Below are 17,867 nucleotides of genomic sequence, written 5' to 3'. Positions count from 1 at the left end.
TTATTTTTTTTTTTTTTTTTTCTTTTTTTATTCTTGTGGCATACCCCACCCCCCCCCCCCCCACCCCACCCCCCCCCCCGGCGGGGGGGGGGGGGGGGCCCCCCCCCCCCCGGCCCCCCCACCCCGGCGGTTTTCTCGCATTTCCCGGAGTATTTCCCCCCGCGATGCTTTCTCCCACGCTCTCGCGTTCTGCCGCGTTCTCCCGTGGGCGAAGAAGGCCCCACAGAAAATCGGAGGGCCCGCAGCACATTGCTGCGGGCCCTCCGATGACGTACGAGGACTGCCTTACGCCTCGTCCCGGCGCAGGGACGGCTTCAGGTCCTTGAAGCGCCCGAGAAGGCCGTTGACGAAGGACGGCGACTCGTCCGTGGAGAACTCCTTGGCGAGCTGGACCGCCTCGTCGAGGACCACGGCGTCGGGCGTGCCGTCCTCCCAGACGAGCTCGTAGGCGCCGAGCCGCAGGATGTTCCGGTCGACGACCGGCATGCGGTCCAGGGTCCACCCGACGGCGTACTGCGAGATGAGTTCGTCGATGCGGCGCTCGTGCTGCGCGTACCCCTCGACGAGCTCCATCGTGTACTCGCTCACCGGCGGCTGCCGGGTGTCGGACCGCGAGTGGCGCACCCAGTCCGCGAGGACCGTCAGGACGTCGGTGCCGCGCTGGTCTGCCTCGAAGAGGATCTGGAAGGCGCGCTTGCGGGCCGTGTTACGAGCAGCCACGGTTAGCTGTTCACCCGGCCGAGGTAGCTGCTGTCACGGGTGTCGACCTTGATCTTCTCGCCGGTGGTGATGAACAGCGGCACGTTGATCTGGTGGCCGGTCTCCAGGATGGCGGGCTTGGTGCCGCCCGTGGAGCGGTCGCCCTGGACGCCCGGCTCGGTCTCCTTGATGGTGAGCTCGACGGCGGCCGGCAGCTCGACGAAGAGGACCTCGCCCTCGTGCTGCGCGACGGTGGCCTCGAAGCCCTCGATCAGGAAGTTGGCGGCGTCGCCGACGGCCTTCTTGTCGATGTGCAGCTGGTCGTAGGTCTCCATGTCCATGAAGACGAAGTAATCGCCGTCCATGTAGGAGAACTGCATGTCGCGCTTGTCGACAGTGGCCGTCTCGACCTTGACGCCGGCGTTGAACGTCTTGTCGACGACCTTGCCGGAGAGCACGTTCTTGAGCTTGGTGCGCACGAAGGCCGGGCCCTTGCCGGGCTTGACGTGCTGGAACTCGACGACGGACCAGAGCTGGCCGCCTTCGAGCTTGAGCACCATGCCGTTCTTGAGGTCGTTCGTGGAAGCCACGGTTGCGGAATCTCCTGGACTGACGTGGACGACGCCGGGGCACGCGCTGCGGGTGGTACCGCTAGAGCGCGAGCAGCTCCTTGGTCGTAATGGTGAGTAGCTCGGGTCCGCCATCCGCCTCGGGGCGGACGACGAGCGTGTCATCGATCCGGACGCCGCCCCGGCCGGGGAGGTGAACCCCCGGTTCGACGGTGACCGGCACGCAAGCGTCCAGTTTACCCATGGCCGCGGGCGCCAACTGCGGGTCCTCGTCGATTTCGAGCCCCACACCGTGTCCGGTCAACGGAGCGAGCCCGTCCGCATAGCCCGCCGAGTCCAGTACGTGGCGTGCCGCGTGGTCCACGTCGCGGCAGGCGGCACCGGGGGAAAGGGCCTCGCGGCCGGCCCGCTGGGCGGCGAAGACGAGGTCGTAGAGCTCGATCTGCCAGTCGGCGGGCGAGGTGCCGATGACGAACGTACGCCCGATCTCGCAGCGGTATCCGCGGTAGTTCGCCCCCAGGCACACGGAGAGGAAGTCCCCCTCCTCCACCCGCCGGTCCGAGGGGCGGTGGGCGCCCTTCCCCGAATTGGGCCCGGTGCCGACCGAGGTCGGGAAGGCGGGCCCGTCCGCACCGTGGTCGACGAGCCGCCGCTCCAGCTCCAGGGCCAGGTGCCGCTCCGTACGCCCCACGAGAATGGACTCGAGCAGCTCGCCCAAAGCCTGGTCGGCGATCTCGGCGGCGATCCGCAGCGAGGAGATCTCCTCCTCGTCCTTGACCAGCCGCAGCTGCTCGACGGCCGAGCCGAGATCCGTCAGCCGCATCCGGGGCGCGACCGACCCGAGGGCCCGGTGCCGGGCCACGGTCAGGTGATGCTCCTCGACGGCCAGCACGTCGGCCCCCTGCGTGGCCGCGAGCCCGGCGCCCGCCACCGCGGGGTCCGCGCCGGGCGCGGGCAGCACCTGGATCCGCAGCGCCTCGTCGGGCCGCCCCTCGTCCTGCTGATCCCCGGGCGGACGCCCGCACAGCAGCACGTCCTCGTCCTTGCCCAGCAGGAGGACGGCGCCGTGCGGCGCCGCGCCCGCGAGATAGCGGACGTTGGCGGGCCGGGAGACCAACACGGCCGCTCCCCCGCCCCCGGCACACCGCTCCCTCACCCGCTCCCTGCGCACCGCGTACACCTCTGACATGGGGCGAGCCTACGAGCCCCACCCCCACCCGGCCCGGCCAGCGCGTCCGACCGGGCGTCGGGGCACGTCAGTACTAGTACGAACGGTCAGGTGTCACAGCCGATCCCGTCCCCGTCACGGTCGAGGTGCCTGCCGTAGCCGGGTTCACCGCGGTGCACGGGGGCGGCACCGGCCGCACGGGCCTCGGCACAGTTCTCGTAGTACACGGACCCGCCTCCACCGTCCGCAGGGGGCCGCGTGACCGTGCGGGTCGACTTGACGGTCTTCGTCGACCTCACCGTGACGGTCGGAGCGGGCTTGGCGTCCGCAGTCTTCGTCTCGGTCGCCGTCGCTGTTGCAGTCGCGGTCGCCGTCTTGGTCGCGGTCGCCGTCGTGGTGGCGGTGGAGGTGGCGCCGGACTTCTCCTCACCGGTCGTGCCGCCCCCAGCAGCGCCTATGCCGACGCCCAAGAACAGGGCGGCGCCGAGGGCGGGGAGCACGTATCGCTTCCGGGCCCACTTCGGGGCGGGGCGGGAGGCGTCTGGTGGTGTGCCGTACGGATTGCTCATGTCATGTCCCTTGGGCTCATTCCCGTGGCATGACCGTAGTGCCGGGATCAGACGGCGTGAAGGCGGCGGGGAGGCGCGGTGTCGCGACGGTGACCGATGGCCGCCGCTACCACTTCGGCGGGCTCGCGATGGCTCGGGCCAGGACGTCGTCCAGGACTCGGGCCGTGGCGGGGACGTCCAATTGGGAGTTGTCGATGATGGGGAGGCCCGAGCCGTACCAACCGGCCATGCGGCCGTGGATGCGGGCCACTTCCTCGTCCGTGAGGCGGCGGTTGCCGCTGCGCTTCGCGTTGCGCTCCAGGACGATCTCCAGGCCCGGGAGGAGGACGACGGGCAGGAGCCCCGGGCCCACGTGGCGCTTCCAGCCGCCGAGGCCGACGACCGGGCGGTCGGGGAAGACCGCGTCGTCGAGGATGCAGGAGATGCCGTTCGCCAGGAAGTTCCGCGCGGCGAAGCCGCAGGTGCGGCGGGCCAGGCGGTACTGGGCCTCGGAGTGGTCGTTCCAGCCCGACTGGGGGTCGGCGAATCCCGAGCGCACCCATTCGCGTACGTCGTCGAGGCTGATGTGGGCCGTCGGCACGCGGCGGTGCTCGGCCCAGAACTTCGCGACGCTCGTCTTGCCCGCGCCCGCGGGGCCGATGAGCAGCACGGCGAGCGTCGTGGCCCCGGTGTCGGCCTGCGCCGTGCCCTGCGGCGGGCTCGGCATCGCGACGGGGCCGCCCGGCGGCAGCTGGACGTGCCCCGTGGTGTCCGGGGTGGGAGGCACCGGGCCGTGCCCGAGCTGCAGGGTGGCGGGACCCTGGCCCGGGGCCTGCGGAGCGACCGGGCCCTGCCCCTGGACCTGTGGGGCGGCGCCGCCCGCGAAGCCCGGAGCGGGGGGCGGCGGGGCGCCCTGCGGTACGGCACCCGGACGCGGGGCGCTCGGGTGGTGTGCGGCCGGCGACCAGCCGGTGGCCGGTCCGTGCCCCGGCTGATGGGGCGGCGGCAGCGGAGATCCCACTGCGTGCTGCATCCGGTGCCACTCCGTCTCGTGCGACTGACGCTGGTCGGGCGGCGGCCGGGCCGCCCGTTACCGAACGGTACCGTCCCCGGCCGCCGTTGTGTGAACGGCCGGGGAGGCCGAGAGGTGCCCGTGGCCGGATTACCGGGCCACGGGGGCGCGCTACTGGCCGACTTCGCCGTACGCGGCGAGCAGTACCGCCGGGTCGGGTCCTTCCAGGACGGTCGGCTTGCCGAGGCCGTCCAGGACGATGAAGCGCAGCAGGTCACCGCGGGACTTCTTGTCGACCTTCATGGTCTCCAGGAGCTTGGGCCACTGGTCGTAGCGGTAGGTGAGCGGCAGCCCGACCGATTCGAGGACGGTGCGGTGCCGGTCGGCGGTGGCGTCGTCCAACCGGCCCGCCAGACGGCCGAGTTCGGCCGCGAAGTGCATGCCGACGGAGACCGCGGCGCCGTGCCGCCACTTGTAGCGCTCGTTCTTCTCGATGGCGTGCGCCAGGGTGTGGCCGTAGTTGAGGATCTCCCGCAGGCCCGACTCCTTGAGGTCGCCGGAGACGACCTCGGCCTTGACCCTGATGGACCGCTCGATCAGCTCGGCGGTGTGCGGCCCGGCCGGGGTGCGGGCGGCCTGCGGGTCCTCCTCGATGAGCTCCAGGATCCTGGGGTCGGCGATGAACCCGGCCTTGATGATCTCCGCGAGCCCGGACACGTAGTCGTTCACCGGCAGCGAGTCCAGCGCCGCCAGGTCGCACAGCACGCCGGTGGGCGGGTGGAAGGAGCCCACCAGGTTCTTGCCCTCGGCGGTGTTGATGCCGGTCTTGCCGCCGACGGCCGCGTCCACCATGCCGAGCACGGTGGTCGGGATCGCCACCCACCGCACGCCGCGCAGCCAGGTCGCCGCCACGAACCCGGCGAGGTCGGTGGTGGCACCGCCGCCGACGCCGACGATCACGTCGCTGCGGGTGAAGCCGGACTGGCCGAGCGCCTTCCAGCAGTACGCGGCGACCTCGGCCGTCTTGGCCTCCTCGGCGTTCGGCACCTGGATGGCGACTGCCTCGTAGCCCTGATCGGCCAGGTCCTGGCGGAGCGCGTCGCCGGTCTCGGCCAGCGCCTCGGGGTGGATCACGGCGACCCGCATCGCCTGGTCGCCGATGAGGCCGGGCAGCTCGCCGAGGAGCTGCCGACCGACCAGGACCTCGTACGGATCCGTGCCGGCGGTGCCGCCGACGTGGATACGGGTGGGGGTCTGCTCCGTCGTCATGCTTCCTTCAACTCCAGTGCGTCGAGGACCGCTTGGGCGACCTCTTCGGGGGTGCGGCCGTCGGTGGCGACGACCGCGCGGGCGACTTCCGCGTACAGATGACGACGGGCGTCCATCAGCTCGCGCCACTGCTTGCGCGGATTGACCGCGAGCAGTGGACGCGCCTGATTGAGGCCGGTGCGCTTGACGGCCTCCTCCACGTCCATCGAGAGATAGACGACGGGGTGCGCGGACAGCAGCGCTCGGGTCGACTCGTCCAGGATCGCGCCGCCGCCCAGCGCGAGGACACCGTCGTGCTCGGCGACCGCGGTCCGCACGGCCCGGCGCTCCAGGTCACGGAAGTACGGCTCACCCTCGTCGACGAAGATGTCCGCGATCTCCCGGCCCTGGGCGGCCACGATGTCGGCATCGGTGTCCCGGAACCCGGCACGAAGCCGTGCGGCGAGCAGCTCACCGACCGTCGTCTTGCCGACCCCCATCGGGCCGACCAGAACGATCTGCGGGCCGGTCACCGGATCTGCAGGTTGTCGAGGTAGGACCGCACGTTGCGGCGGGTCTCGGGCACGCTGTCGCCGCCGAACTTCTCCGCCACCGCATCCGCGAGGACGAGCGCGACCATCGCCTCGGCGACGATCCCGGCGGCCGGCACCGCGCACACGTCCGAGCGCTGGTGGTGCGCCTTGGCGGCCTCGCCGGTGGCCACGTCGATGGTGGCCAGCGCCCGCGGCACGGTCGCGATCGGCTTCATCGCGGCACGCACGCGCAGCAGCTCACCGGTGGTCAGACCGCCCTCGGTGCCACCGGAGCGACCGGTGGAGCGCTTGACGCCCTCCTCGGTGCTGACGATCTCGTCGTGCGCCTGGGACCCCGGCACCCGGGCCAGCTCGAAGCCGTCCCCGACCTCGACACCCTTGATCGCCTGGATGCCCATGAGCGCGGCGGCCAGGCGCGCGTCCAGTCGCCGGTCCCAGTGCACGTGCGAGCCCAGCCCCACCGGCACCCCGTACGCGAGCACCTCGACCACACCACCCAGGGTGTCGCCGTCCTTGTGGGCCTGGTCGATCTCCGCGACCATCGCCTTCGACGCGTCCGCGTCCAGGCAGCGCACCGGATCCGCGTCCAGCTTCTCGACATCGGCGGGCGTCGGGTAGACACCGTAGGGCGCCTTCGCGGCCGCCAGCTCCGTCACATGGCTGACGATCTCGATCCCGGCCGTCTCCTTGAGGTACGAACGGGCCACCGCACCCAACGCCACCCGGGCCGCGGTCTCCCGCGCGGAAGCACGCTCCAGGACCGGACGGGCCTCCTCGAAGCCGTACTTCTGCATGCCCGCCAGGTCCGCGTGCCCCGGCCGGGGCCGGGTCAGCGGGGCATTGCGTGCCAGATCGGCCAGGATCTCCGGGTCGACCGGGTCGGCCGCCATGACCTGCTCCCACTTGGGCCACTCGGTGTTGCCCACCATGACCGCCACCGGCGACCCCATGGTCAGACCGTGTCGCACACCGCCCAGGAACGTGACCTCGTCACGCTCGAACTTCATCCGCGCGCCGCGCCCATACCCAAGCCGCCGCCTGGCCAGGTGATCCGCCACCATCTCCGTCGTGATCGGCACGCCGGCGGGAAGCCCCTCCAACGTCGCCACAAGTGCGGGTCCGTGCGACTCCCCCGCGGTCAGCCAACGCAACCTGCTCAACGGTGCTCCTCATGCTCGCGCCTCGAACTGCTGTCTTCGACGGCGCGGCCGGGTGCGCGGCCCTGGCCCGCCTCCCCCGATCCTCCCACGACCGGAGGAGGGCCCCGGCGTCCGGTCCATCTGCCGGACGCGGTCCTACCGTGCGGCGAGCGCGTGCTCCCCCGCCTTGCGCATGGCGCCGAGCGGCGCGGGGGCGCGGCCGGTCATCTGCTCGACCTGGAGCACCGCCTGGTGCACGAGCAGGTCGAGGCCGCTGACGACCGCCCCGCCGTACGCCGACCAGCGGGCCGCGAGCGCGGTGGGCCACGGGTCGTAGAGCACGTCGAAGAGCGTGGCGGGCCGCTCCGGCACCGCCGCCGACAACACGTCCGTGGTCCCCGCGGGCGTCGTCGCGATCACCAGTGGCGCACTCAGCGCCCGCTCGGCATCCGCCCAGTCCTCGGTACGCACCTCGACGTCCAGCCGCTCGCCCCACTGCCGCATCTCGGCGGCACGGGCCTCACTGCGTACGTACACCACGACCTCGCCCGTGCAGATCCGCGCGAGCGCGGCCAACGCCGAGGACGCGGTGGCGCCCGCGCCGAGGATCGCCGCGGACTCCACCTCCTCGATCCCGCGCTCCCGCAGCGCGGCGACCATGCCGGGGATGTCGGTGTTGTCGCCGACCTTCCTGCCGTCCTCCGCGAACACGACGGTGTTCACGGCCTCGACGGACGCCGCGGTCTCACTGACCTCATCCAGCAGCGGAATGATCGCCCGCTTCAACGGCATGGTCAGCGAAAGCCCCGCCCATTCAGGACCGAGCCCTTCGACGAATCCCGGCAAGGCCGCCTCATCGACCTCGAAACGGTCGTACGTCCACTCGCTCAGACCCAACTCCCCATATGCGGCGCGGTGCAGCACCGGGGAGAGGGAATGGGCGATCGGGGAGCCGAGGACCGCGGCCCTGCGGCCGCTCTCAGTCGCCATTCTTCTGCCGATCATTGAACTTCTCGACCAGCTTTTCGTGCTCGGCCAAGGTCTTGGTGAACTCGGTCTTCTTTCCGTCGATGGAGATGAAGAACATCCAGCCGCCATCGTCCGGAGCCAGCGTGGCCTTCAGTGCGTCATCGCCCGGGTTTGCGATCGGCCCTGGCGGAAGGCCCTTGTGGTAGTAGGTGTTGTACGGGTTGGGGTCGTTCCTGATCTCCGAGATCGGGATGTTGATCTCGCTCTGACCCTTGATGTAGTTGTACGCCGAGTCGAATTCGAGCTTCTGGTTGGTCACCGTGTTGGACGCCTTGAGGCGGTTGTAGACAACGGCCGCCATCTTCTTGAAGTCGTCGTGCGTCATACCCTCGGCCTGCACAAGGCTGGCCACGGTGAGAACCTGCAGCGGGTCCTTCAACTGCAGTTCATCGGCCTTCGACTTGAGGCCGAACTCGTCGTACTTCTCGTTCGCCTGGGCGACCATCTTCTTGAGGACGTCCTCGGGCTTCTGCCCCTTGGCGACCGGATAGCTGGAGGGATAGAGGAATCCTTCCAGCGGGTCCTTGATGTCCTTGTTGGTGTTCGCCCAATCAGGAAGTCCGAGACTCTTCCATTCCCTCTTGGCAACCTTTGCCGTGGTGCCCTTGTCAAGGTCCAGACGCGTATCGATCTGCTGGTAGACCCACGCGTTCCGCCTGCCCTCGGGAATGATGAGGTTGTTGCGGCTCTTGGGGCTGAGCATCAATTCCACGGCACTCTTGGCTGACATCTCCTTCTTCAGCACATAGACGCCCGCCTGAATGGACTTGCCCTGCGGGTTCTGGCCCTGTGCGGAGACGAAGGCGTCGACGCTCTTGACGACTCCGGCGTCCTTGAGCTTCTGGCCGATCGCGTAGCCGCTGGAGTCCTTGGGAATGTCGACCGTGGCCGTCCCCGACCCCTCGCCCGCGTAGTCCGGCGCCGTGCCGAAACGGTCCTGGTAGAACTGGTAACCGAAATAGCCGACACCGCCGAGGCCGCCCGCGAAGACCAGTGTCACGACCAGGCAGGCACAGCCGCTGCGGCGCTTCTTCGGCTTCTTTCCGCCACGCCCGCCGCGCCGGTCGCCGCGGCCGCCCTTGCGGCCGGGCTCGTCGTCGTAGTCGTCATCGTCGTCCCCGCCGCCGGCGAAGAACGCGTGCTCGCCCTGGTCCGGGCCCGGGTCCCAGTCCTGCTCGGCCTCTTCGGAGTGCTCGGGAGCGGGCGGACGGCGGCGGCTCGGCGGCTCCGGCGGCGCATAGGCCTCGGGCGTCGCGTAGTAGTCGGGGGCCTCCGCGCCATAGCCGCCCTGCTGGCCGCCGTAGGGGTCCATCGGGTCGCCGGTGTACGGGACCTGGTCCTGACGGCCGGTGTCCCAGCCCCCCTCGTAGGAGCCGGGACCTCCGTTGTAACCGTGGTCGGAACCGCCGTTGTAACCGTGGTCGGGGCCGCCGTTGTAGCCCTGGGCGGGACCGCCGTTGTACTGCTGCTGGCCACCGCCGTACTGCTGCTGGCCGTAACCCTGCTGCTGACCGGTGTTCCAGTCACCGCCGTACTGCGACTGGTGCGGCGGCTGATGCTGATGCGGCTGCTGCGGGTGGTACTGCCCCTGGCCGCCGTAGGTGGACTGGCCGCCCGCGGGCGCCTGTCCTCCCCATCCGCTGTCCCCGTACAACGGGTCCTCCGGATGCCACGGTTCGGAGCCTGGGCCCCGGCCATACTCAGTCATCGATCCCCTACATGCCGCGAGGCGGGGCCGCCGTCCGAGCAGTCGGGCAACCGTTCCGCCTCTTGATGCTGTGCGGCAGCTGTTCGAACGCCGCCGCATCGCGCGGAACGTTACCGTATCGCGATCAGATGACCACTTCGACGCCCTCGCCGGGAGCTTTACCTGACGCCCGTTCGGACTCCAGGGCCTGCTGAAGGATGATCACGGCTGCCGCCTGATCGATGACAGACCTGCCCTTTTTGGACTTCACGCCGGAGGCGCGCAGGCCCTGACTGGCCGTCACTGTGGTCATCCTCTCGTCCACGAGCCTCACCGAAATGGGGGCGACCATGCGGGCGAGCTCCTGCGTGAACGCACGGATCTTGGCGGCCGCCGGGCCCTCGCCCCCGTTGAGGGAGCGAGGGAGGCCGACGACGATCTCGATCGGCTCGTACTCGTCGACGAGCTGCTTCAACCGGCGCTGGGCGGCCGGGACATCGCGTCCCGGCACCGTCTCGACCGGCGTGGCGAGGATCCCGTCGGGGTCGCACGAGGCGACCCCGATCCGGGCGTCGCCGACGTCGATGGCCAGACGCCGGCCGCGACGCATGCCCTGCGCAGGCTCAGTCATCAGGCCGTCTCGCCCACGAGGCGCTCGACGGCGGCGATGGCCTCGGGGATGGCGGCCGCGTTCTGACCGCCGCCCTGGGCGACGTCCGGCTTGCCGCCGCCACCGCCGCCGAGGGTCTTGGCCGCCGTACGGACCAGATCGCCGGCCTTGAGGCCGCGCTCACGGGCGGCTTCGTTGGTGGCGATGACCGTGAGCGGGCGGCCGTTGGCCGTCGTGAAGAGGGCAACCACGGCGGCACGGTCGCCCTGGATGCGGCCGCGCACGTCGAGGACCAGCTTGCGCAGGTCGTCGGCGCCCGTGCCGTCCGGCACCTGACCCGTGACGAGCGCGACGCCGCGTACGTCCTTGGCGCCCTCGACGAGACCGGCGGCGGCCTGGAGGACCTTCTCCGCGCGGAACTTCTCGATCTCCTTCTCGGCGTCCTTCAGCTTCGCGAGCATGCCGGAGATCTTCTCGGGGAGCTCCTCGGGACGGCCCTTGACCAGCTCCTGGAGCTGGGCGACGACCGTGTGCTCCTTGGCGAGGAAGTTGTACGCGTCGACGCCGACCAGCGCCTCGATGCGGCGCACGCCGGAGCCGATGGAGGACTCGCCGAGCAGCTTCACCAGGCCGAGCTGGGCGGTGTTGTGCACGTGGGTGCCGCCGCACAGCTCCTTGGAGAAGTCGCCGATGGTGACGACGCGCACGCGCTCGCCGTACTTCTCGCCGAACTCGGCGATGGCGCCGGACTTCTTGGCCTCGTCGATCGACATGACCTCGGCCTGGACGTCCAGCTCACGGGAGAGCACGTCGTTGATCCGCTGCTCGACGTCCGTCATGACCGAGCCGGGAACGGCGTTCGGCGAGCCGAAGTCGAAGCGGAAGCGGCCGGGCTGGTTCTCGGAACCGGCCTGGGCGGCCGTCGGACCGAGCGCGTCGCGCAGCGCCTGGTGCGTGAGGTGCGTGGCGGAGTGGGCGCGGGCGATGGCGCGGCGGCGGTGGGCGTCGATCGAGGCCCACACCGGGGCGCCGACGGTGATCTCGCCGACCTGGACGACACCCTTGTGGACGTGCACGCCGGGCACCGGCTTCTGCACGTCGCGGACCTCGACGACGGCGCCGCTGTCCAGGCGGATGCGGCCGGTGTCGCCGATCTGACCGCCGCCCTCGGCGTAGAACGGGGTGCGGTCGAGGACGATCTCGACCTCGTCGCCCTCGGTGGCCGCGGGCGAGGAGACGCCGTTGACCAGCAGGCCGACGATCACGGCCTCGTTCTCGGTGAGGGAGTAGCCGGTGAAGTCGGTGGCGCCGGAGGCGTCCGCGATCTCGCGGTAGGCGTGCAGGTCGGCGTGGCCGGTCTTCTTGGCCTTGGCGTCGGCCTTGGCGCGGTCCCGCTGCTCCTTCATCAGGCGGCGGAAGCCGTCCTCGTCCACGGAAAGGCCCTGCTCAGCGGCCATCTCCAGGGTGAGGTCGATCGGGAAGCCCCACGTGTCGTGCAGCAGGAACGCCTTGTCGCCGGAGAGGACCTTGCCGCCGGCGGCCTTGGTCTCGGTGACGGCGGTGTCGAGGATGTTCGTGCCGCCCTTGAGGGCCTTGAGGAAGGCGGCCTCTTCGGCGAGCGCGACGGTCTCGATGCGCTTGCTCTCGGCGATGAGCTCCGGGTACTGCAGGCCCATCGTGTCGACGACGACGTCGATGAGGTCCTTGACGACCGGGCCCGTGGCACCGAGCAGACGCATGTTGCGGATGGCACGGCGCATGATGCGGCGCAGGACGTACCCACGGCCCTCGTTGCCGGGCGTGACGCCGTCGCCGATGAGCATGGTCGACGTACGGATGTGGTCGGCGACCACGCGCAGGGAGACGTCCGAGCCGTGGTCGGCGCCGTAGCGCACGCCGGTCAGCTCGGTGGCCTTGTCCATGACGACGCGCAGGGTGTCGGTCTCGTACATGTTCTGCACGCCCTGCAGGATCATGGCGAGACGCTCGAGGCCGAGGCCCGTGTCGATGTTCTTCGACGGGAGCTCGCCGAGGATCGGGAAGTCCTCCTTGCCGTCCCCCGCGCCGCGCTCGTACTGCATGAAGACCAGGTTCCAGATCTCCACATAGCGCTCGTCGTTGACGGCGGGGCCGCCCTCTTCGCCGAACTCCGGGCCGCGGTCGTAGTTGATCTCGGAGCACGGGCCGCAGGGGCCGGGGACGCCCATGGACCAGAAGTTGTCCTTCTTGCCCAGGCGCTGGATGCGCTCCTTGGGGACGCCGACCACCTCGTGCCAGATCCGCTCGGCCTCGTCGTCGTCGAGGTAGACGGTGATCCAGAGCTTCTCCGGGTCGAGGCCGTAGCCGCCGTCGGCCACGGAGCTGGTGAGCAGCTCCCAGGCCAGCTTGATGGCGCCTTCCTTGAAGTAGTCCCCGAAGGAGAAGTTGCCGCACATCTGGAAGAACGTGCCGTGGCGCGTGGTCTTGCCGACCTCTTCGATGTCGGGCGTACGCACGCACTTCTGCACGCTGGTGACGCGCGGGGCAGGCGGCTTGACCTCACCCAGGAAGTAGGGCTTGAAGGGGACCATGCCCGCGGGGACGAGGAGCAGAGTCGGGTCGTCCGCGATGAGCGACGCCGAAGGGACGACGGTGTGCCCGCGCTCCTCGAAGAAGCTCAGCCAGCGGCGGCGGATTTCAGCCGACTCCATCAGTGGTCCTCATTCCGGTTGTACGAGTACGTCGTGTTCTCGATGTACTTCGTCTTCTTGTCGATCGTGTGGTGCTTGGTGCTGCTGTGGTTCTCGATGACCGCGAAGCGGCGCTGCGCGGGAAGCTCGGCGTCGGGGTGGTCGTGCAGACCCAGCACCTCTCCCAGCTCCGCCTCGCGCTCGTTCATTCCGTCGCGGACATCGAGCGCGAAGTCCTTGAGCCGGTGACCCGCCTCGATCGCCTTGTTCGCGGCCTGCGCGGCGAGGCTCTCGGGGGTCAGCTGCTTGAGCTTGCGGTTGACCTTGGTGGTGGCCCATACGCCGGCGGCTGCGCCAGCGGTGAACCAGAACGTACGGCGGAACATCGCTGCGTCAGTCCTTCTTCCGCTTTCCCCGCCGTGCGGATGGGACGGTGCGGCCCACGATCACCGTACGACGGGACGGCTTGGCGGGCATTTCCTTCGCTTCGGGGCCTGCTTTGCGGCTGATGGCCCGGCGCACGCCGTAGCCGAACGCGGCCACCTTGACGAGCGGGCCGCCGAAGGTTGAGGCGACCGTCGTGGACAGCGCCGACGCGTTCGACGTGACCTCCTGGACGTCGGAGGCGATGGCGTCGACGCGGTCGATCTGCGTCTGCGCGGAGCGCACCGCGTTGGAGGCGTCTGCCAGCAGGGGGACCGCCTGCTCCGTCACATCCGCGACGAGCTTGGTGGTCGCCCTGAGCGTCTGGGCCAACCTCGCCAGTGCCACCGCGAGGAAGGAGACCAGGATCGCCCAGAAGACGGCCACCAGGATCCCGGCAACCTCACCACCGGACACTTGGCACCGCTCCCTGAGACATCGTCGAGACATCGTCTCTGAACATCGAAAAGTCGTCCCCCGACCCTATCGCGCCGGGGCCGCGGGTCCGCACCGCATTCCCCCTCGCCGCAACAGGAGTTGCCCGAAGTGATTGTACGGACCGCAAACGGATGAGTACGCTCCGTACCTCATGCGACCTTCTCAGCCCGGCAATCTCCCCCTGGAACTCAACGCCTTCGTCGGGCGCACCGCCGAACTGGCCGCACTGGCCTCGGCGTTGGAGGACGGGCGGCTGATCACGGTGACCGGGGTCGGCGGGGTCGGGAAGTCGCGCCTCGCCGCGCGGGCGGCGGCGAAGAGCTCGCTGCGGGACGGCGCCTGGCTGGTGGATCTCACGCCGCTGCGCGACGCCGATCTGCTGGAGCACGCCTTCGCCGAGGCGCTGGAGCTGACCGACCACACGAGCAGGCCGCCGCGCGAAGTGCTGCTCGGGCACCTCGCCGAGCGGGAACTGCTCCTGGTCGTCGACGGCTTCGAGCACCTCGTCGACGACTGCGCCCCGCTGATCCACGACCTGCTCGTGCGCTCCCCCGGCCTGCGGGTGCTCGCCGTGGGGCGCAGGCCCCTGGACACCGACGGCGAGCGGCTCTTCCCGCTGGCGCCGATGCCCGCGCCGGACGCGGCCGCCCTCTTCGGTGACCGCGCGGCGGCCGGTCTGCCCGGCTTCGCCCTTGACGACGGCAACCGCGAGGACGTCCTTGAGCTGTGCCGGCGCCTCGACGGCATCCCGCTCGCCGTCGAACTGGCCGCGGGCCGACTGCGGGCGCTCTCCCCCGCGCAGCTGCTCGCCCGCCTCGACGACCGGTTCCGGCTGCTCACCGGGGCCCGGCGCGACGTACCGCCGCGCCATCAGACGCTGCGGACGGCCATCGGCTGGAGCCACGAGCTGTGCGCCCCGCGCGAGCGGCTGCTGTGGTCGCGCCTTTCGGTGTTCGCCGGGCAGTTCGACCTGGAGGCCGTCGAGTACATCTGTACCGGGGACGGGCTGCACACCGACGACGTGCTCGACGTCCTGGGCGAACTGCTCGCGCAGTCCGTCGTGAACCGCGAGGAGGGCGCGTCGGGCGTCCGCTACCGCATGCTCGACACGGTCAGGGCGTACGGAGCGGACTGGCTGGAGGCGACGGGCGAGAGCGCGCGGATGCGCCGCAGGCACCGCGACTGGTACATGGGGCTCGCCACCTGGTGCGAGCTGGACTGGTTCTCGCCGCGCCAGCCGGAGGTCGCCGCCCTCATCGACGCCGAACTGCCCAATCTGCGCGCCGCGTTGGAGTTCTGCCTGACCGAGCGGGACGAGGCGCACCTGGGGCAGTACCTCGCGGGAACGCTGTGGTTCTACTGGGTCGGCTGCGGGCGACTCGCGGAGGGCAGACACTGGCTGGACCGGGCCCTCGAACTCGACGGCGGCCACGAGGACTCGCGGCTCAAGGCGCTGTGGGTGCTCGGCTACGTGGCGGTGCTCCAGGGCGACACCGTCGCCGCCCTCGCCGCGCTGCACGAGTGCCGCGACGGGGCGGAACGTTCTGGCAGCGCGATCGCCGCGGCGTACGCGGAGCACCGCATCGGCTGTCTTGCCCTGGTCACGGACGACATCCCGCGCGCGAAGACCCTGCTGCGCTCGGCGCTCGACCGCTACCGGGAGATCGGCGAGCTCAACAGCAACGTCCTGATGGGCCAGGTCGAGCTGGCCATGGCGCTCGCCTTCGGCGGCGAGCTCGACGACGCGGTGGAGCTCTGTGAGGACGTACGCCGTGTCTGCGAGGACCACGGCGAACGCTGGGCCCTCGCCTACGCCCTCTACGTCCTCGGCTTCGCGGCCTGGACCCGGGGCGAGGCGCGGACGGCGCGGGAGCTGCTCGCCCGGTCGCTGGACCTCGACCACCGCTTCCACGACCTGCTGGGCACGGTCCTGTCCATCGAGCTGCTCGCGCTGTTCACGGCGGCGGAGGGCGATCCCGTGGAGGCGGCGGTGCTGCAGGGCGCCGCGTCCCGCATCTGGCCCTCGGTGGGGCTTCCGCTGTTCGGCTCGGGCCATTTCGGCGGGCCGCACGCGCTGTGCGAGCGGCAGGCCCGCGAGGCGCTCGGCGACGAGCGGTACGAGGAGTGCGTGCGCGCGGGGGCGGGGCTCGGTCTGGACGCGGCGGTCTCGCGTGCGCTGCGCCACGACCCCGTGAACGACCGAACCCGCCGCCTGCCCCGCCAGGAAGGGCGGGGAGGCGACGGGCTGAAGCAGGGTGAGCTACGTCCGGGTCAGCGGGCGTAGTACTCGACGACGAGCTGCTCGTCGCAGATCACGGGGATCTCCTTGCGGTTCGGGTCGCGGTCCAGGCGGAAGGCCAGGGCCTTCAGGTTCACCTGGAGGTAGCGCGGGGTCTCGCCGTCGGGGGCGAAGCCACCCTCGCGCGCGACCTGGAACAGCGGCTTCTCGCGGCTGCGCTCACGGACCATGACGACGTCGTCCGGCTTGACGCGGAAGGACGGCTTGTCGACCTTCTGGCCGTTGACCTCGATGTGGCCGTGCACGACCATCTGGCGGGCCTGGTAGATCGTGCGGGCGATGCCCGAACGCAGAACCAGGGCGTCGAGACGACGCTCCAGCTCGATGACCAGGGCCTCACCGGTCTTGCCCTGCGTCTTGGCGGCACGCTCGTAGGCGCGGACGAGCTGGCGCTCGGACACGTCGTACTGCGCGCGCAGACGCTGCTTCTCGAGCAGACGGACCTTGTAGTCCGAGTTCTGCTTGCGCCCACGGCCGTGCTCGCCCGGCGGGTAGGGGCGGGCCTCGAAGTACTTGACGGCCTTCGGGGTCAGCGCGATGCCGAGGGCACGCGACTTCTTGACCTTGGGGCGGGACTGGTTCGGCATGAACCAACCTCTCTGTTCTCAGTGAATTCGGCTTCACCAGGGTTAGGGGAGGTCGCATCCGCAGCCTGGGAAACCTCGTGGTCCCGGGCTCGAAAGCCATGGGCCGTGAGGCAGCCGCTCCCTGGTCTGGGCACTATGTGCAGCACGCGAGTGGCCCACCGACCGGTTCCCGGGGCTCCGGGATGGTGGTGGGCTGCCCGCGACACCTTCGACGGTGCGCGACGCTCCTGGATCCCCTTGCCTTGCGGCGGTGGGGTTCCGGCTGGATGTCCCGTTCTGGTGGTGCCGGTACGAGACCGGACACGGGACGCAGCACTTCGGGCAAGTGTACCGGGTGCGGCGATGTGCCTCAGCCGGGGCCTGCTCCGGCGTCTCGGCCGCAGGTGGCGAGGAGGTCCTGGAGGGCCAGTTTCTCGGGGGCGGTGACCGTCAGGCCGTACTTGGCCTTGATGCCGGTCCAGCGGCGCCCGTACTCGCACCAGTACTCCTTGCGGGGCGGCTTCCACTTGTCGGGGGTCTGGCTGCTCTTCTTGTAGTTGGTGTCCTTGTCGGCGGCGAGCAGGACGTCCAGGTCGTTGGCGTAGGTGAGGCGCCGCTGCGGGGTCCAGGCCCAGGCGCCGGCCCGCCAGGCCGCGCCGAGCGCGACGACGTGGTCGGTCTGGATCTGGGAGGCCCTGCGGTAGTAGTAGGGCAGCTCTTTGCCGGTGTACGGGTCGGTCAAGGTGCCGGAGAGCACGACGCAGGGGTTGCGGTCGCCCTCGCGCAGGTTCCTCAGGTCGCGCCGCAGCACGTCGTCCCGGGTGTCGCAGCCGTTGCGCCCGCCGGGGGCGTCGACGGCGTCGGACCAGCCCTCGCCGAATTCGGAGCGTTTGTACGTCTGCCAGTTCTTGCCCCAGGCGACGGTGAGGCGGGCGAGCTGGTCGCGGGCCTGGGCCGGGGTGGGCGGGAAGTCGGGGCTGGTGAGGGGGGCGTTCGACGGCGAGGGCTTCGGGGACGGCGGAGACTTGCTGGCCGTCGCGGGAGAGCTCCTCGCGCGACGGGCCTCCGCTCGGTCCAGCTGCGGCGGCGTGCAGGCCGTGGCCACGGTGGCAAGGACGAGCACCGCCCCCACAGCGGATCCGGCAGTTCTACCCATGTCGTCGAGCGTAGGCGGCCGCGCCCGAAGAGGCGCGGGGCTGTGACATGTGC

Annotated in this window: 17 protein-coding genes; 1 reads left to right on the top strand and 16 read right to left on the bottom strand. The window is 70.5% G+C overall.

Annotated features, from left to right (window positions below; translation table 11 throughout):
* Window positions 1–285: 285 nt before the first annotated feature.
* The 14 genes from nusB to AB0B50_RS09230 all read right to left on the bottom strand — a co-directional run bounded on the left by nusB (window position 286) and on the right by AB0B50_RS09230 (window position 13,772).
* Window positions 286–720: a transcription antitermination factor NusB gene (gene nusB, locus AB0B50_RS09295; protein ID WP_362327972.1), complete on the bottom strand. Its 435-nt coding sequence runs from the start codon at window positions 718–720 to the stop codon at window positions 286–288.
* Between the two features lie 2 nt (window positions 721–722).
* Window positions 723–1,289 (bottom strand): elongation factor P, encoded by a 567-nt coding sequence (gene efp, locus AB0B50_RS09290; protein WP_362327970.1) that lies wholly within the window; start codon window positions 1,287–1,289, stop codon window positions 723–725.
* Window positions 1,290–1,350: 61 nt separating this feature from the next.
* On the bottom strand, window positions 1,351–2,457 hold the full coding sequence (locus AB0B50_RS09285) for an aminopeptidase P family protein (protein WP_362327968.1): 1,107 nt from the start codon (window positions 2,455–2,457) through the stop codon (window positions 1,351–1,353).
* A gap of 86 nt (window positions 2,458–2,543) precedes the next feature.
* On the bottom strand, window positions 2,544–3,005 hold the full coding sequence (locus AB0B50_RS09280) for an excalibur calcium-binding domain-containing protein (protein ID WP_362327966.1): 462 nt from the start codon (window positions 3,003–3,005) through the stop codon (window positions 2,544–2,546).
* A 106-nt stretch (window positions 3,006–3,111) separates the two neighbouring features.
* Window positions 3,112–4,017, bottom strand: coding sequence for a Pro-rich N-terminal domain-containing protein (locus tag AB0B50_RS09275; protein ID WP_362327964.1), 906 nt, complete (start codon window positions 4,015–4,017; stop codon window positions 3,112–3,114).
* Between the two features lie 150 nt (window positions 4,018–4,167).
* Window positions 4,168–5,265: a 3-dehydroquinate synthase gene (gene aroB, locus AB0B50_RS09270; protein WP_362327962.1), complete on the bottom strand. Its 1,098-nt coding sequence runs from the start codon at window positions 5,263–5,265 to the stop codon at window positions 4,168–4,170.
* Window positions 5,262–5,777 (bottom strand): shikimate kinase, encoded by a 516-nt coding sequence (locus AB0B50_RS09265; protein WP_362327960.1) that lies wholly within the window; start codon window positions 5,775–5,777, stop codon window positions 5,262–5,264. Before AB0B50_RS09265 ends, aroB begins: the two co-directional genes overlap by 4 nt.
* A complete protein-coding gene (gene aroC, locus AB0B50_RS09260) occupies window positions 5,774–6,958 on the bottom strand; it encodes a chorismate synthase (RefSeq protein ID WP_362327958.1) in 1,185 nt (394 codons plus the stop codon). The genes AB0B50_RS09265 and aroC overlap by 4 nt, the downstream gene beginning before the upstream one ends.
* 135 nt (window positions 6,959–7,093) lie before the next feature.
* Window positions 7,094–7,927 (bottom strand): shikimate dehydrogenase, encoded by an 834-nt coding sequence (locus AB0B50_RS09255; RefSeq protein WP_362327956.1) that lies wholly within the window; start codon window positions 7,925–7,927, stop codon window positions 7,094–7,096.
* Window positions 7,917–9,674: an endolytic transglycosylase MltG gene (gene mltG / locus AB0B50_RS09250; RefSeq protein ID WP_362327954.1), complete on the bottom strand. Its 1,758-nt coding sequence runs from the start codon at window positions 9,672–9,674 to the stop codon at window positions 7,917–7,919. Before mltG ends, AB0B50_RS09255 begins: the two co-directional genes overlap by 11 nt.
* Window positions 9,675–9,798: 124 nt before the next feature.
* On the bottom strand, window positions 9,799–10,284 hold the full coding sequence (gene ruvX / locus AB0B50_RS09245; protein WP_362327952.1) for a Holliday junction resolvase RuvX: 486 nt from the start codon (window positions 10,282–10,284) through the stop codon (window positions 9,799–9,801).
* On the bottom strand, window positions 10,284–12,953 hold the full coding sequence (alaS, locus tag AB0B50_RS09240) for an alanine--tRNA ligase (RefSeq protein ID WP_362327950.1): 2,670 nt from the start codon (window positions 12,951–12,953) through the stop codon (window positions 10,284–10,286). Before alaS ends, ruvX begins: the two co-directional genes overlap by 1 nt.
* The gene (locus tag AB0B50_RS09235) at window positions 12,953–13,318 is read right to left on the bottom strand and encodes a DUF6167 family protein (protein WP_362327948.1); all 366 of its coding nucleotides are present in this window, start codon (window positions 13,316–13,318) and stop codon (window positions 12,953–12,955) included. Before AB0B50_RS09235 ends, alaS begins: the two co-directional genes overlap by 1 nt.
* 7 nt (window positions 13,319–13,325) lie before the next feature.
* Window positions 13,326–13,772: a DUF948 domain-containing protein gene (locus AB0B50_RS09230; RefSeq protein ID WP_362327946.1), complete on the bottom strand. Its 447-nt coding sequence runs from the start codon at window positions 13,770–13,772 to the stop codon at window positions 13,326–13,328.
* A 172-nt stretch (window positions 13,773–13,944) separates the two neighbouring features.
* On the opposite strand from AB0B50_RS09230, the gene AB0B50_RS09225 reads away from it, so the two are divergent.
* On the top strand, window positions 13,945–16,077 hold the full coding sequence (locus AB0B50_RS09225) for an AAA family ATPase (protein WP_362327944.1): 2,133 nt from the start codon (window positions 13,945–13,947) through the stop codon (window positions 16,075–16,077).
* On the opposite strand, the gene rpsD is transcribed toward AB0B50_RS09225, so the two are convergent.
* Window positions 16,065–16,679 carry a 30S ribosomal protein S4 gene (gene rpsD, locus AB0B50_RS09220; RefSeq protein ID WP_055698916.1) on the bottom strand — a complete coding sequence of 205 codons (615 nt, stop codon included), beginning with the start codon at window positions 16,677–16,679 and terminating at the stop codon, window positions 16,065–16,067. The genes AB0B50_RS09225 and rpsD overlap by 13 nt on opposite strands.
* A 349-nt stretch (window positions 16,680–17,028) precedes the next feature.
* Window positions 17,029–17,814 carry an HNH endonuclease family protein gene (locus AB0B50_RS09215; RefSeq protein WP_362327941.1) on the bottom strand — a complete coding sequence of 262 codons (786 nt, stop codon included), beginning with the start codon at window positions 17,812–17,814 and terminating at the stop codon, window positions 17,029–17,031.
* Window positions 17,815–17,867: the final 53 nt, after the last annotated feature.

It is taken from the genome of Streptomyces sp. NPDC041068 (genome assembly GCF_040647455.1).
In the GTDB taxonomy this organism is placed as follows: Bacteria; Actinomycetota; Actinomycetes; order Streptomycetales; family Streptomycetaceae; genus Streptomyces.
Note: the sequence above shows the minus strand (reverse complement) of the source record. Positions and strands in the feature narration are given on the sequence as shown.